The organism is Pseudomonas sp. S2_H10, from assembly GCF_054668285.1.
This window is the reverse complement of the sequence record NZ_CP162754.1, coordinates 2,835,651-2,850,547: the sequence shown is the minus strand read 5'-3', so window position 1 is coordinate 2,850,547 and position 14,897 is coordinate 2,835,651. Positions and strand designations below refer to the sequence as shown.

Genomic DNA, 14,897 nt, shown 5'->3' with positions numbered 1-14,897 from the left:
GCCATCGCGAGCAAGCTCGCTCCCACACTGGATCTGCATTGTTCACACATCCTCTGTGGGAGCGAGCTTGCTCGCGATGGGGGCGCCTCGGTCTTCAACCCTTGCGCCGCAACCACTCCACCATCCCCAACCCCGCCGTCCGGCCGCTGGCGAAACACGCAGTCAGCAGATAGCCGCCCGTCGGCGCTTCCCAATCGAGCATTTCCCCGGCGCAAAACACGCCAGGCATCTGCTTGAGCATCAAGCGCTCATCCATCGCCTCGAACAACACACCGCCAGCACTGCTGATGGCCTCGTCCAGTGGACGGGTTTTCACCAGCGTCAGTGGCAATGCCTTGATCGCCTTGGCCAGCAAGGCCATGTCGGCAAAGCAGTCGGCGCCGGTCAGTTCACGCAATAACGCCGCTTTCACCCCATCGATGCCCAACTGGCTGTGCAGGTGCTTGGCCATGGAACGTGATCCCCGGGGTTTGCTCAGCGCCGCCTGAATTTTATCCACAGGCCGGCCAGGCAGCAGGTCCAGATGAATCGTTGCCGATCCGTGTCGGTTGATCGCTTCGCGCACAGGCGCGGACAGGGCATAGATCAAACTGCCTTCGATTCCGGTGGCCGTGATCACACATTCGCCGAGCCGTGGCACGTCGTCGTTGAGGCCAATGGCGATGTTTTTCAGCGGTGCGCCGGCGAATTTGCTGACCATCAATTCGCTCCAGGCCTGCACCTCGAAGCCGCAATTGCTGGGTTGCAGCGGCGCCAGTCCTACGCCGTGCTGCTCAAGTGGCAGCATCCAGGCACCGTCCGAACCCAGGCGCGACCAACTGCCGCCGCCGAGGGCGAGCAGGGTGGCGTCGGCCTGAACGGTCTTTTCGCCTTCCGGGCTGTCGATGCGCAAAGCGCCGCGCTCGTCCCAGCCGAGCCAGCGGTGGCGGGTGTGGATAACTACGCCGCTGTCGCGCAGGCGCTTGAGCCAGGCGCGCAGCAATGGCGCGGCTTTCATGTCGGTGGGGAATACCCGGCCGGAACTGCCGACGAAGGTTTCGATGCCCAGGTCATGAATCCACTGGCACAGCGCTTCGGCACCAAAACCGCGCAGCAGCGGGGCGATCTGCGGGGCGCGTTCGGCGTAGCGCGAGAGAAACGCCGGGTAGGCTTCGGAGTGCGTGATGTTCATGCCGCCGACACCGGCCAGGAGGAATTTGCGTCCGACCGAAGGCATGCCGTCGTACAGGTCGACCTTGATCCCGGCCCGGCTCAACACTTCGGCCGCCATCAGGCCGGCGGGGCCGCCGCCGATGATGGCGACGTGAGGGGAGAGTGCTGGCGAGGATTGGGTCATGGAGTGCACTGCGGTCTGGCGGGATAAGCCGCGCATTCTACCGCCCTGCCTTCTGTAGGAGCGAGCTTGCTCGCGAAGGTCTTGAACGATAACGCGTATGACCAACTGCCCAGCGGCGACGGTGAGTGTTTCGCGAGCAGGCTCGCTCCTACAGGGATGATCGGTGTATTGGATCGCTGGCTAAAAAACAACCAGGGCTCTGTAGCCTATATACCGCGTGGCCTGTAGTCCCTTTCACTCAGGTTATCCACAGGCAGCTCCACAGGCATTGTGGGTAAAGCATCCACAGCTCAGTGACAACCTGATGACTGCCAGACGCGCTGCGCGCTGTGATGGAGGATGCCGTGACGGCGGGCGAGGGCCTGACGGTCCTTGCTGTAGCCGCCGCCGATCACGCCGACCACGGGGATGTCGCGACCCAGGCAATGGCGCATCACGCTTTCATCGCGGGCGGCGACGCCTTCGTCTGTCAGCTGCAGATAACCCAGGGCATCGTCCTTGTGCACATCGACCCCGGCGTCATACAGAACCAGATCCGGTTGATAGAGCGGCAGCAGGTAGTTGAGCGCATCGTCCACCACTTTCAGGTAGTCGGCATCGCCCATGCCGTTGGGCAATGGTATGTCCCAGTCGCTTTCGGCCTTGCGTGCAGGAAAGTTCTTCTCGCAGTGCAGGGAAACGGTCACCGCTTCTGGAGTGTTGTGCAGTATTCGTGCAGTCCCGTCGCCCTGATGCACGTCGCAATCGAAGATCAGTACCCGATTGACCCGACCGCTTTCCAGCAGGTAATGGCTGATCACCGCCAGGTCATTGAAGATGCAGAACCCGGCCGGGTAGTCGTAGTGCGCATGGTGGGTGCCGCCCGCCAGGTGACAGGCCAGGCCATGCTCCAGCGCCTGCTCGGCGGCGAGCAACGAGCCACCGACCGCCCGCACCGTACGCCGGGCCAGGGCTTCGCTCCAGGGCAGGCCGAGGCGGCGCTGGTCTTCGCGGGACAACTCGCCACTCATGTAGCGCGCGATATACGAAGGGTCATGGGCGAGGGCGAGAATGTCTGCGGGACACAATTGCGGGCGCAGCAGGTCGGCGTCGCGGGTCAGGCCGCTGTCCACGAGGTGATCGCGCAGCAGGCGAAACTTGTCCATGGGGAAGCGGTGATCCGCCGGAAACTCGGGACTGTAGTCTTCGTGATAAATCAGCGGCAGTGGCATGGTCATTTCATGTAGGAATGAGAGAAGGATCCTACCAGCGTTGTAGACTTGCGACATTGAAATGGAGGGGCGGGCACGATGGAGCCAATACTGGAGCTGGAAAGTGCGCGGCTGCTGTTGCGCCAGTGGCGCGATGAAGACTTGCCGGACTTTGCGGCGATGTGTGCCGATCCGGAGGTGATGCGCTATTTCCCAGCCACCTTGAGCCGGCTGGAAAGTGCATCATTGATCGGGCGAATCCGTGGGCATTTCGCCGAACATGGTTATGGCCTCTGGGCTTTGCAGCGCAAGGACTCCGGCCAGTTCATCGGCTTCACCGGGCTACTCATGGTCGGGTTCGACGCGCCTTTCACCCCCGCCACGGAAATCGGCTGGCGCCTGGCCCGCGAGCACTGGGGCCTCGGTTACGCCAGTGAAGCGGCGTGGACCGCTCTGCGCTGCGGCTTTGACCGCTTGCCGCTGAAAGAAGTGGTGGCCTTCACGACGCAAACCAATCTGCCTTCAGAAAAAGTCATGCAGGCCATCGGCATGCACCATGATCCGGCGGATGACTTCGATCACCCGCGGCTCGAGGCCGATCACCCGTTGCGTCGGCATGTGCTGTATCGCATCAGTCGCGAACAATGGCTGCAAACCTTGCATGGATAAGCTGGCGCGGACGTTTACAATGGCCCTCATGATGGCCCGGGCCGGAAACTGAATCGACCGTTGCAGCCAAGACTGTGCGGCAATGTTTTGCGTGAGGAGAGTCTGAATGAGCCAAGTGTTGGAAGATCTGGTCGAGCTGCTGACCCTGGAACCGATCGAGGAAAACCTGTTCCGTGGCCGTAGCCAGGACCTGGGCTTTCGTCAGTTGTTCGGCGGTCAGGTGCTCGGCCAGTCGCTGTCGGCGGCCAGTCAGACCGTTGAAGAGGCACGTCATGTGCATTCGATGCACGGCTATTTCCTGCGGCCGGGCGATGCCGGGTTGCCGGTGGTGTATCAGGTTGACCGGGTGCGTGACGGGGGCAGTTTCAGCACGCGTCGGGTGACGGCCATCCAGAAAGGCCATCCGATTTTCACGTGCAGCGCCTCGTTCCAGTACGACGAAGAAGGCTTCCAGCACCAGACCGAAATGCCGCAAGTGGTCGGTCCGGAAAACCTGCCATCGGAGCTGGAGATCACCCAGCAGCGCGCGCACTTGATCCCGGAGAAAATGCGCGAAAAGCTCCTGTGCCCCAAGCCGATCGAATTCCGCCCGGTGACCGAAAAAGATCCCTACAACCCGCTGCCGTCCGACCCGATCAAGTACGTCTGGTTCCGCGCCGACGGGGCCTTGGCCGATTCGCCGGCGTTGCACAAGTACCTGCTGGCCTACGCATCGGACTTCGGCCTGTTGGTCACCTCGATGCAGCCCCACGGCAAGTCGGTCTGGCACAAGGACATGCAAGTCGCCAGCCTCGATCACGCGCTCTGGTTCCATCAGAATCTGCGCGCCGATGATTGGCTGCTCTACGCGATGGACAGCCCGTGGGCCGGCAACTCCCGTGGATTCTCCCGTGGCAGCGTGTTCAACCGCGCCGGTCAACTGGTGGCCTCGGTCACCCAGGAAGGCTTGATCCGCCACCGCAAGGATTGGGCATGAGCCTGGCCGACGTGCGTCACTGGGTGTTCGACATGGACGGCACCCTGACGGTGGCCGTGCACGACTTCGCGGCGATTCGCGTGGCGTTGGCGATTCCTGCCGAAGACGACATCCTGACCCACCTCGCCGCGCTGCCGGCCGATGAAGCCGCAGCCAAGCATGCGTGGCTGCTGGAGCATGAGCGCGACCTGGCGCTCGGTTCGCAACCGGCACCGGGTGCGGTGGAGCTGGTGCGCGAGCTGGCCGGGCGCGGTTATCGCCTGGGCATCCTGACGCGCAATGCCCGGGAGCTGGCGCATGTCACGCTGCAGGCCATCGGCCTGGCCGACTGCTTTGCGCTGGAGGATGTGTTGGGCCGCGATGATGCACCGCCCAAGCCGCATCCGGGCGGGCTGCTGAAACTGGCCGAAGCGTGGAATGTGCCGGCGAGCGAGATGGTGATGGTCGGTGATTACCGCTTCGATCTCGATTGCGGGCGCGCGGCGGGGGCACGCACGGTGCTGGTGAATCAGCCGGATAATCCATGGCCGGAATTGACCGATTGGCATGCGGCCGATTGTGTTGCGTTGCGGCGGATGCTGTTGGCTTGATGGCCTCATCGCTGGCAAGCCAGCTCCTACGGGAACAAAGCCTTTTGCCCCTCCGGCGAGGTAAACATCCCGTCACCGTTATGCCCGACTCCGGGCACTTCAACCAGTTGCTGATTCAGCCCTTGCGGTTGCAGGCGCTTCAGGTAATCAAAGTAAAAACGCCCACGCGCCAATCGATAGGGTCCCTGTGCCCGGGCTTCGCAGCTCTTGTCCAGCGCCGGATGGTTCGGGTCGATGTCCTGCTGCCCCAGCAGATAAACGACTTCACGCTTGAGGTAACTTTCCTGCAGTTGCGCCGCGGTTTGTCCTTCGGCGTAGGCCGGTAAATCCGACAGCCCATACTTCCAGCGATTGAATTGCGGACAACCCGCGTGGCTGAACGCCACGGGCCGGCGCTCATCGAAATAGGCGTAGGAGGACGGGTTGGCGATCACGTAGCGCACCTGCACGCCAGCCGCATCGAGGCCGGACTGCGCGTGGCCGAGCAATGCATAGCGCTGAACCACCTGCGCGCCGCCGGAGTGCCCGGCGATGACGATTTGCTTCACATCCGGAAACTGCTGGCGGTCACCCAGGCGGGCGACGATTTCGTCGAGCGCCGCGTAGGAACTCAGCCGAAACGGTGCCGTGGATTCGCCGCCGGCCATCCATTCATCGCCTTGCCAGCGCAAGACCGTGTCGGCCACCGGATGGGCCGCGACGTCGGTTTCATTGAGAAACTGCGGGGCGATCACCAGGGTCGTAGCGCTCTGCCCGGCCAGTTCGGCGGCGTGCTCGCCGCTTTGCAGATAGGTTTGTGCGTTGCGTAAACGCCCGTGGATGATGATCAGCACCCGCTCGATATTTGCCGGGGCGGGGCTTATGCCCACCGCGATTTCACCTGATTTCAACAGCAAGCGCCCGGGGCTGAGCTCCTTGACCCCTTGCTCGGCGGCCTGGGACGTTGCGCAAGTAAACAGAACAACCAACAACCACTTCTTCATTTACAGATTTTTCGCCGCAAAGGTATCGCACTGGCCAACCTGGCCTTGGGCGAAACCGGTTTTGAACCAGCGCACCCGTTGCGCTGACGTACCGTGGGTGAACGAGTCCGGGACCACGCGGCCCTGACCCTGTTGCTGCAAACGATCGTCGCCGATGGCGTTTGCCGCGTTCAGTGCTTCTTCGATGTCGCCCGGTTCCAGCCAGTTCAGGCGCTTCTGCGCATTGTTGGCCCAGACGCCGGCCAGGCAATCGGCTTGCAGTTCCTGGCGAACCAGCAAACCGCCGTCGCCTTCCATCTGCCGGCCTTGTTGGCGCGCGGCCTGAATTTTTGCGGACACCCCCAGCAGGGTTTGCACATGGTGTCCGACTTCGTGAGCGATCACGTAGGCCTGGGCGAAGTCGCCCGCGGCGGAAAAACGTTGGGACATTTCCTGGAAAAACGCCATGTCCAGGTAGACCTTCTGATCCGCCGGGCAATAGAACGGGCCGGTTGCCGAGGTGGCCAGGCCGCAGGCCGAATTCACGCGGTTGCTGAACAGCACCAGGGTCGGTTCTTTGTATTGGCGACCGGCCTGCTGGAAAATCGCACCCCAGGTGTCCTCGGTGTCGCCGAGGATCGAACGCACGAACTCCGCGCTTTCATCATTGGCCGGCGGTGCCTGGCGACTCTGGTTGGTAGCGGGCGCCGTTTGCTGGCCCATTTGCCCGGTCAGTTGTCCGAGGATTTGCAGCGGGTCCTGGCCGGTGATCCAGCCGATGCCGACGATCAACAGGATCGCCGTCAGGCTCAGGCCCTTGCCACCGCCGAACCGCATGCCGCCGCCACCGCCGCCCACGTCGTCACCACGGGCATCGACCACGTTGTCGCTGCGTCGGCCTTTTTTCCATAGCATGTGGGAATCCTCTTCTGTACCGGGTAAACAGCCGTGCGATGAGTGTTGCTGCCAAGTGGGAGCGGCGCCAGTCCGGTCGTCCGTCTTTTTCTTGTGCACAGGTTGATTCCCGGCAGCCGGGGAAGGGCTGCCGAAAACGATTCAGGCTTGTATTGAACACGGATAACCCATCGAATTCCCTCCGGCGACGGGTTTTTATCCTGAGGGCGGTCTGCGGTCTTGCGGATTACTCGTCGAATGCATCCCACACCGGCGCAAAGTCCGGGCTGACCTGACGCTCGCGTTTGGACAGGCTGGCGATCAAGGAACGGTCCTGGTCATCCAGTTGCACTTGCAGTGCCGCGAGATTGGCCAGTTGATTGGCCTCGCTGCTGGCCTTGGGGATTGCGGCCACATTGGGTTGATCGAGCAGCCATTTGAGCGCGACCTGGGTCGGCAGCACACCGTGTTTCGCCGCGATCTGCTGGATGGCCGGGATGTCGGATACCTTGTTGCGGGCCAGCGGCGTGTAGGCCGTCAGCGCCATATCGTGTTGACGGGCGTAGTCGAGCAGGGCGTTTTGTCCGAGCAGCACGTGGTACTCGACCTGGATCGCCGACAGCGGCGCGCCGAGTTCTTCGACGACTTTGCGTAGCAAGGGCAGTGGAAAGTTCGCCACGCCAATGTTGCGCGCCAGGCCTTGTTCCTTGAACGACACCAGGGTCTCGATGGTGAGCGGTAAATCCCAATCGGTGGTCGGCCAATGGAGCATGAACAGGTCGACGTATTCGCTGCGAAGGGCCTTGAGGCTGCGGTCCATGGAATGACGCATGGCGTCGGGTTGCAGTTGGTCCCACCAGACTTTGCTCGTGACGTGGATCTGCCCGCGGGATATCGGACTGTTCGCCAGCGCCTGACCGACAGCGTCTTCGTTGTTGTAGGCCGCTGCCGTGTCGATGTGCCGGTAACCCAGGGCCAGGGCCTGCTCCACGGCACGGGTGCATTCCTCGCCGAGCATCGGCCAGGTGCCGAGGCCGAGTTTCGGCATGTTCAAACCCTGTGCGTTAACGATGTGCTGCATGGTCGATCTCCTTTTCATAAGCCGTGACGCCTGCGATATGGCGCGCGGCGATGTAGCCAAAGGTCAGCGCCGGGCCGAGATTGATGCCGCCGGCGGGGTAGTGACCGCCCATGATGCTGGCCATGTCGCCGCCCGCCGCATACAGCCCGGCGATGGGCTGCGCGCAGTCGTCCAGGACCTGGGCGTGTTGGTTGACCTTGAGTCCGGCGAAGGTGCCGAAACAGCCCGGCTGGACCTTCACGGCATAGAACGGGCCTTGTTCGATCGGCGCGACGCAGGGGTTGGGTTGCTGTAACGCGTCACCCTGCTTGCGGTTGTAAGGCGTGGAACCACGACCGAACTGCGGGTCTTCGCCGTTGCGGGCGTGGCGGTTGTAGTCCGACACCGTGCTACGCAAGCCAATCGGGTCAATGCCACAGGCGGTCGCCAATTCCTCAAGTGTATTGCCGGTTTTCAGATAGCCGCTGCGGATGAAGGATGACAGCGGCACCGGAAATGGCCGGGAGATGCCCAGGCCATATCGACGCTGAAAGCCATGGGTGCAGATCAGCCACGACGCCACCTCTTCACCCGGCGGGGCGGCGGCGACCATGGCCGTGACGTAGTCGTAGTAGCCGTTGGCTTCATTGACGAAGCGCCGGCCGTTGCTCAGCACACCGATGATGCCCGGTTTGCCCCGCTCGATGATGTGCGGGAAGTGTCCCGTGCTGCCGTCGCTGTGCGGCACTTGTGAGACCGGCGCCCAGGCGACGGCTGACGCCATGTCGCTGTTCACCCGGGCGCCGGCGCTTTCGCCCAGGCGCAGGCCATCGCCGCAAACGCCGAGGGGCGGCAAGGCCAGGTGCTCATGCCCGGTTGGCGTGCGGGGGAACAGGGCCTTGCGCCGTTCGATGTCATTGGCGAAACCACCGGCGGCGAGCACCACGGCCTTGCGTGCATGGATGCGCACCGAACCTTTGGCGGTGCTGACCACGGCACCTCGCACCTGATCGTTCTCGCGCAGCAAGCCGGTCACGGGCGCCGACTCCCAGAGCAACACGCCGAGGTCGTCGGCGGATTTTGCCAGGCGCGCCACCAGGGCAACGCCGTTGACCAGTTGCATCGCCCGGCCATGCGTGGCGAGGTCGATCAGGTGGCGACTGAAACGCCGCGTAACGTGCCAGGCCGCCGACAGGGAGCGGGTCAGGTTGAGGAAGGCCGTGAGGTCCGCCCCCGCCATGATCGGCATGCCCATGAACGAGGTTTCCCGCATGGTTTTGCGCAGACGCCTGAGCAGTGTGCCGACTTTTCTTGCGTCGTAGGGGGCTGCGATCACCGAACGTCCACCGGTGCCTGCCCCGGGTGTGTCGCCGTGAATGTCGGCAATGGCGTTGCCGTCGGCGAATTGCAGCGCGGTGTGCTGTTCGAAGAACGAGACCATGCGCGGGCCGGCCTCCAGGAAAGCGTCGATCATCGCCGGATCAAAGCGCTCGCCCAATTCGTGTTTGAGGTAAGTGCGCGGCAGTTCAACGTCTTCGACGATGCCGGCACGCCGGGCCAACGGGTTGCACGGCACCCAGGCCCAGCCACCGGACCAGGCCGTGGCACCGCCGAACACAGGGTCCTTTTCCACCACTATGACTTTCAGCCCGTGCCACGCGGCGGTCACGGCTGCTGACAGTCCCGCCGCACCGGAGCCAACGATCAGCACATCGCAGTCGACGTCGGGAAGAAAGTGCGCTGGGGCAGGCATTGTTTGAACTCCGGTGTTCTATTGTTTTGGAATCTGGTTCCAAAAAATATAGGAGTCCGGTGAAGTCGGACAAGTCTGGGTGGCGTAAAGCGGGCGGTTATCGAACGGTCAGTTCCAGATTTCGCATTCGACTGGATGTCTTCTAGAATCGAACAAATTTTGTGTGGAAGCGACCATGGCCGGCAGTCAGATCGAACGTGTTTTCAGTGTGCTCGAAAGCCTCACCAGCGACCCTCGTGGCCTGCCCATGCAGACCCTGGCGGAACAGCTGGACATCCCCAAGAGCGCAACCCATCGCCTGTTGGCCGAGCTGATCCGCCTCGGTTATGTGCGGCAGAATCCGGATAATCTGCGTTATCACCTCTCGACCAAACTGGTGGCAATGGGCTTCCGTTACCTGTCGAGCAGCGGCGCCGACATTGTGCAGCCGGTGCTTGATCGCCTGGCGCAGGAAACCGGCGAACTGGTGCGTCTCGGAGTGATCGATGGCGAACGCCAGACCTGGATCGCCAAGTCCCAGGGTGCGCGCTCCGGTCTGCGTTACGACCCGGACATGGGACGAGATGCGCCGTTGTTCTACACAGCCTCCGGACATGCGTGGCTGGCGTGCATGAGCGATGCCGAAGCCTTGTCTCTGGTGGAGCGCCAGGGTGTACAGGTGCCGGAACACGTAGGGCCGAACGCGCCACGCTCCAACATCGAATTGCTCGAACGCCTGCGTCTGGCGCGGGAGCAGGGCTACGCCTGGGTCGAGGAAAGCTCGGCAGTGGGGACCTCAGCCATTGCGGCGGTGGTGCGTCATCCCGCGGATGGACGGGTGATCGGCGTGCTCAGCATTGCCGGCCCGAGCGCACGGATGCCGGGGGCGCGGCTGCATGAGCTGGCGCCATTGTTGTTGGCATTTACCGAGGAGTTGTCGGCGGCGAGTTTGGCGTCGGAGTTGTTTGTCTGAGTCTGGGCAGTTTTAAAGCTGTGCGCTGTTCGAACACTTTCAGGATTGGTCTGTGTAAGATTATGGAACTCGGTTCTAGATTATTGGAATTCATCGCTCCAATAACACTCACAAGAGGACCGCATCTTGAATTCGCCACTTCGCATCGCCCTGATCGGTGCTGGCAACATGGGCCAGCAGCACTACCAGCATCTGCAATCCCTGACTGAAGCGACGCTGTGCGCCGTGGCCGATCCCGGACCGCAGGCGGCCAGTCTTGCGGCACAATGGGGCGTAGCCTGTTTCGCCGATCATCGTCAGATGCTGGAGCAGGCAAAGCCAGACGCTGTCATCGTCGCCAACCCGAACACGCAGCACGTCGGCACGGCCCTCGATTGCCTGGCGACCGGCGTGCCGGTGTTGCTGGAAAAACCGGTGGGCGTGCACCTGGCTGAAGCCAGGGAACTGGTGGCTGCCTCGAAGGCCAGTGGCGTTCCGGTATTGGTCGGACATCACCGCCGGCACAATCCACTGATCGTCCGCGCCCACGAACTTGTCCACAGCGGCGCACTGGGGCGGTTGACCACGGTCACGGCGCTCTGGCAGTTGCGCAAGCCCGACAGCTATTTCGAAACACCCTGGCGGCGCGAGGCCGGTGCGGGGATGCTGCTGACCAACCTGATCCACGACCTCGATCTGCTGCGGCACTTGTGCGGCGAGGTGCGTCAGGTTCAGGCCATCACCAGCAACGCCATACGCGGCTTTGCCAACGAAGATTGCGCAGCCGTGCTGCTGCAATTCGATAACGGTGCACTGGGCAGCCTGACCGGCTCGGATGCGGTGGCTGCGCCCTGGAGTTGGGAGCTGGATTCCGGGGAGAACCCGGTGTATCCACGTCATCCTGATCAACCGTGCTACCTGCTGGCCGGAACGGCTGGGGCGCTGAGCATTCCGCAGCTTAAACGCTGGCACTACAACGAAGTCGATGGCGGCTGGCATCAACCGTTGCTGACGACCCAGGAAAGCTTCAGTGCCGATGAAGCCCTGCGCCTGCAGTTACAGCACTTCGTGCGCGTTGCCCGTCGAGAGGTCGAGCCGCTGGTGAGTGCCGCCGATGCCGCGCGTACGTTGGCGCTGATCGAAGCCATCCGCGAAGCTGCCGAAACCGGTCGTGCCTGCACGCCATCCCTGATCGAGGAGTGAACATGAGCGAACGCATTTTCTCCCTCGCCAGCCTGACCGTGCTGGAGTTGTCGCCGCCCGAGATGGTCGAGGTCGCCGCGCGGGCCAGCTACAGCCATGTTGGCTTGCGCCTGGTGCCAGCGACCCCTGAGGAGCACCATTTTGCCCTGGTGGGCGACAGCGAATTGCGCCGCCAGACCCTGGCGCGTCTGCGCGATACCGGTATCAGGGTGCTGGACGTCGAAATCCTGCGTCTCAAGCCACAGACCGTCGTCGCCGACTTCGAGAAAATCCTCGCAGTGGGTGCCGAGTTCGGCGCCAGTGAGTTGCTGGTGGCCGGCAACGATCCTGACGAACAACGACTGACCGAGCATTTTGCCGAGCTCTGTGATCTGGCTGCACGCTATGGCTTGCACCCGCATCTGGAGTTCATGCCCTGGACCGATGCGCGCAATCTTCAACAGGCCGCGCGTATCGTGGAAAACGCCGGGCGTGAAAACGGTGGTGTACTGGTCGACGCCTTCCACTTCGACCGCTCTGGATCGCGGTTGGAAGAACTGGCCAAGGTTGCCCCCTCACGGTTACGGTATGCACAGTTGTGTGACGTCGCAGGACCACGACCGTCCGATATGGCGGAGATCTTGCGTCAGGCGCGTAACGAACGGCGCTTTCCCGGTGATGGCGATTGTGATTTGCAGGGGTTGTTGCGCGGTTTGCCGGCTGACATACCGTTGAGCCTGGAGATTCCCACCGTGCAGTTGCTGGAGCAGGGTGTGAGTGGATTGGATCGGGCGCGAATGGCTTTGGATAAAACCATAGCGTTGTTGGCGCGTCTGTAATCGGTGCTGCGCACCTATCGCTTGTAGGAGCGAGCTTGCTCGCGATGGACGTGAGGGCGCCGTGTTTGTCCAGGCGGCCATCATCATCGTTGACGACCATCGCGAGCAAGCTCGCTCCTACATGATTTCAAGTAAGGAAACCCAATGACCGTCAGCACTCCGCTTTCCGGCGTCAATCAGCCCTTCAAAGGGATCCTGCTGATCGTTGTCGCAACCTTCCTGTTTTCCAGCCACGACGCCTTTTCCAAATACCTTTCCGGTTTCTATCCCATCGTCATGGTGGTCTGGGCGCGTTACGTGGTTCACACCCTGCTGATGGCCGGGATTTTCCTGCCGCAATCCGGGCTGCGTGTGCTGCGTACTAAACGGCCGTTGCTGCAACTGATCCGGGCGCTGTGCCTGCTGGGCACCAGTCTGTTTTTTACCACGGGGCTGATGTACATCCCGTTGGCCGAAGCCACGTCGGTCAACTTCCTCGCACCGGTATTGGTCACCGCGTTGTCGGTGCCGTTGCTTGGCGAACGCGTGACGCGGGGGCAATGGCTGGCGGTGATTTTCGGTTTCAGCGGGGTGCTGATCATTGTTCACCCGGGCGGAGATCTGTTTACCCCGGCGGTGTTGCTGCCGTTCTGCTCGGCACTGTTTTTCTGCTTCTATCAACTGCTGACGCGCAAGCTCAGCGAGATCGACAGCCCGACCACCAGCAACTTTTTTGCGGGCTTGTGCAACACGCTGGTGATGAGTGCGCTGGTGCCGTTCTTCTGGCAGACGCCGAACCTGGTACACGGCGCGATGATGCTGGCGCTGGGGGCCTGCGGGATGACGGCACACCTGTTCCTGACCCAGGCTTTCCGCCTCGCGGCACCGGCACTGCTGGCGCCGTTCAGCTATTGCCAGATCATCTTCGCCGGCCTGCTCGGCTGGCTGCTGTTTTCCCACACGCCGACACTGACCACCGTGCTCGGCATTGCCGTGATCTGCTGCAGCGGGTTGGCGGCGGCCTGGCAGCAAAGCCGCCGGTAAAAGACCTGTAGGAGCGAGCCTGCTCGCGATGTCCGTTAACGATGACGCGGGTTGTCTGGATGCCCGCGTCGCTCTCAGGATTTTCGCGAGCATGCTCGCTCCTACAGTGCGCCGAACTTCAGTCGGTGACGGTCGGAATCTTGCGCGGTGCCATGAAGTACATCCAGGTCAGCGCGATGAAGTACATCGCCGGAATCATGGTGAACAGCACGGTGTAGTTGTTGTTGGTGATGGTCAGGATGTGGCCGACCAACTGGGTCATGAACATCCCGCCAATCGCCGCACACATGCCGCCGAAGCCGAACACCGTACTCATCATGTGCTTGGGCGTGTAGTCCATCACCAGGCTCCAGATGTTCGCGGTCCAGGCCTGGTGCGCGCCGATGGCCAGGGAGATGGCGGCCACCGCGACCCACAGGTTGCTGGAGCCGGCCGCCATGATCACGCCGATGATGCAGCAGGCGAACAGGAACATGGACATCAGTCGCGCCTTGATCGGGTTGACGCCGCGACCGATCAGGAACGAGGAGAGGATGCCGCCGCCAACGCTGCCGAAGTCGGCAGTGAGGTAGATGATGATCAGCGGAATGCCCATCTGGGTCACGTTGATGCCCAGGTTGTATTGCTGGTTGAGGAACGGCGGCAGCCAGTACAGGTAGAACCAGAACACCGGCGCGGTGATCGAGTAGGCGAGGGCGAAAGCCCAGGTGCCACGCATGCGCAGGATCTTCGAGAAGGGTACGCGGGTCTGTTCCGGTTCGACTTCGTTCTGGATGTAGTCCAGTTCCGACTGTTTGACGCTCGGGTGATCTTCCGGGTTGAAGTACTTCAGGCCCCAGAACAGCAGCCAGATCCCGCCCAGTGCCGACATGCACAGGAACGCGGCCTGCCAGCCCCAGACGTGCAGGATCAGCGGCAGCAGCATCGGGGTGAACATCGCACCGACGTTGGTACCGGCGTTGAAAATGCCGGTGGCTACTGCGCGTTCACCGGCCGGGAACCACAGGCGCGTGGTTTTCACGCAGGCCGGGTAGTTGGCGGCTTCGGTCAAGCCGAGGATGAAGCGGCAGACCATGAAGCCGACCGCCGAAGTGGCCAGGCCATGGGCGCCGGTCGCCAGGCTCCAGAGCAGCACGGCGCAGAAGAACACCCGTTTCACGCCGACCCGGTCGATCAACCGGCCTTGCAGCACGAAACCGATGGCGTAACCCACCTGGAACCAGAAGTTGATGTTGGCGTAATCCATCGCCGTCCAGCTCATTTCCTTGGCCAGGATGGGTTGCATCACGCCCAGGGCGGCGCGGTCGATGTAGTTCAGGGTGGTGGCGAAAAACACCAGCGCCAGCATGCCCCAACGGGTTTTGCCGACTGCCATGGCGCCGCGGATTTTGTCGCCGATACCACCGGCAGTGACGCTCATGGCCGGAGCCATGCGAGAGCTTTGGGAAGGAAGCATATGTACCACCCGTTTTTTGAATTTGTTATTTGGTGT

General features: G+C 62.3%; 14 protein-coding genes. 7 read left to right on the top strand and 7 right to left on the bottom strand.

Annotated features, from left to right (window positions below):
- Positions 1-94 precede the first annotated feature (94 nt).
- Positions 95-1,336, bottom strand: coding sequence for a TIGR03862 family flavoprotein (locus AB4O16_RS12665; RefSeq protein ID WP_460158057.1), 1,242 nt, complete (start codon positions 1,334-1,336; stop codon positions 95-97).
- A 290-nt stretch (positions 1,337-1,626) separates the two neighbouring features.
- On the bottom strand, positions 1,627-2,547 hold the full coding sequence (locus AB4O16_RS12660; protein WP_160385706.1) for a histone deacetylase family protein: 921 nt from the start codon (positions 2,545-2,547) through the stop codon (positions 1,627-1,629).
- A gap of 78 nt (positions 2,548-2,625) precedes the next feature.
- Between AB4O16_RS12660 and AB4O16_RS12655 the strand changes: the two genes are divergently transcribed.
- The 3 genes from AB4O16_RS12655 (at position 2,626) to AB4O16_RS12645 (ending at position 4,761) form a co-directional block, all read left to right on the top strand.
- Positions 2,626-3,195 carry a GNAT family N-acetyltransferase gene (locus tag AB4O16_RS12655; protein WP_460157837.1) on the top strand — a complete coding sequence of 190 codons (570 nt, stop codon included), beginning with the start codon at positions 2,626-2,628 and terminating at the stop codon, positions 3,193-3,195.
- Positions 3,196-3,301: 106 nt separating this feature from the next.
- Positions 3,302-4,171: an acyl-CoA thioesterase II gene (tesB, locus tag AB4O16_RS12650; protein ID WP_160385704.1), complete on the top strand. Its 870-nt coding sequence runs from the start codon at positions 3,302-3,304 to the stop codon at positions 4,169-4,171.
- The gene (locus AB4O16_RS12645; RefSeq protein ID WP_460157836.1) at positions 4,168-4,761 is read left to right on the top strand and encodes an HAD family hydrolase; all 594 of its coding nucleotides are present in this window, start codon (positions 4,168-4,170) and stop codon (positions 4,759-4,761) included. The genes tesB and AB4O16_RS12645 overlap by 4 nt, the downstream gene beginning before the upstream one ends.
- A gap of 26 nt (positions 4,762-4,787) precedes the next feature.
- Here the strand turns inward: AB4O16_RS12645 and AB4O16_RS12640 are convergent, their stop codons facing one another.
- From AB4O16_RS12640 to AB4O16_RS12625, 4 genes are all read right to left on the bottom strand, one after another.
- Positions 4,788-5,744, bottom strand: coding sequence for an alpha/beta hydrolase (locus AB4O16_RS12640; RefSeq protein WP_160385702.1), 957 nt, complete (start codon positions 5,742-5,744; stop codon positions 4,788-4,790).
- Entirely contained in the window at positions 5,745-6,638 is an 894-nt protein-coding gene (gene ypfJ / locus AB4O16_RS12635) for a KPN_02809 family neutral zinc metallopeptidase (RefSeq protein WP_150716762.1), read from the bottom strand.
- A 226-nt stretch (positions 6,639-6,864) separates the two neighbouring features.
- Positions 6,865-7,698, bottom strand: coding sequence for an aldo/keto reductase (locus AB4O16_RS12630; protein WP_460157835.1), 834 nt, complete (start codon positions 7,696-7,698; stop codon positions 6,865-6,867).
- Positions 7,682-9,430, bottom strand: coding sequence for an FAD-dependent oxidoreductase (locus tag AB4O16_RS12625; RefSeq protein WP_460157834.1), 1,749 nt, complete (start codon positions 9,428-9,430; stop codon positions 7,682-7,684). The genes AB4O16_RS12630 and AB4O16_RS12625 overlap by 17 nt, the downstream gene beginning before the upstream one ends.
- Positions 9,431-9,605: 175 nt before the next feature.
- On the opposite strand from AB4O16_RS12625, the gene AB4O16_RS12620 reads away from it, so the two are divergent.
- From AB4O16_RS12620 to AB4O16_RS12605, 4 genes are all read left to right on the top strand, one after another.
- Positions 9,606-10,382: an IclR family transcriptional regulator gene (locus AB4O16_RS12620; protein ID WP_460157833.1), complete on the top strand. Its 777-nt coding sequence runs from the start codon at positions 9,606-9,608 to the stop codon at positions 10,380-10,382.
- A 126-nt stretch (positions 10,383-10,508) separates the two neighbouring features.
- Positions 10,509-11,564 (top strand): Gfo/Idh/MocA family protein, encoded by a 1,056-nt coding sequence (locus AB4O16_RS12615; RefSeq protein WP_160385697.1) that lies wholly within the window; start codon positions 10,509-10,511, stop codon positions 11,562-11,564.
- 2 nt (positions 11,565-11,566) lie between these two features.
- A complete protein-coding gene (locus AB4O16_RS12610) occupies positions 11,567-12,382 on the top strand; it encodes a sugar phosphate isomerase/epimerase family protein (RefSeq protein WP_460157832.1) in 816 nt (271 codons plus the stop codon).
- Positions 12,383-12,526: 144 nt separating this feature from the next.
- Complete coding sequence (locus tag AB4O16_RS12605; RefSeq protein WP_095965683.1) at positions 12,527-13,405, top strand: DMT family transporter; 879 nt, start codon at positions 12,527-12,529, stop codon at positions 13,403-13,405.
- A gap of 118 nt (positions 13,406-13,523) precedes the next feature.
- Here AB4O16_RS12605 and AB4O16_RS12600 read toward each other — a convergent pair whose 3' ends face one another.
- A complete protein-coding gene (locus AB4O16_RS12600) occupies positions 13,524-14,861 on the bottom strand; it encodes an MFS transporter (protein ID WP_160385695.1) in 1,338 nt (445 codons plus the stop codon).
- Positions 14,862-14,897: the final 36 nt, after the last annotated feature.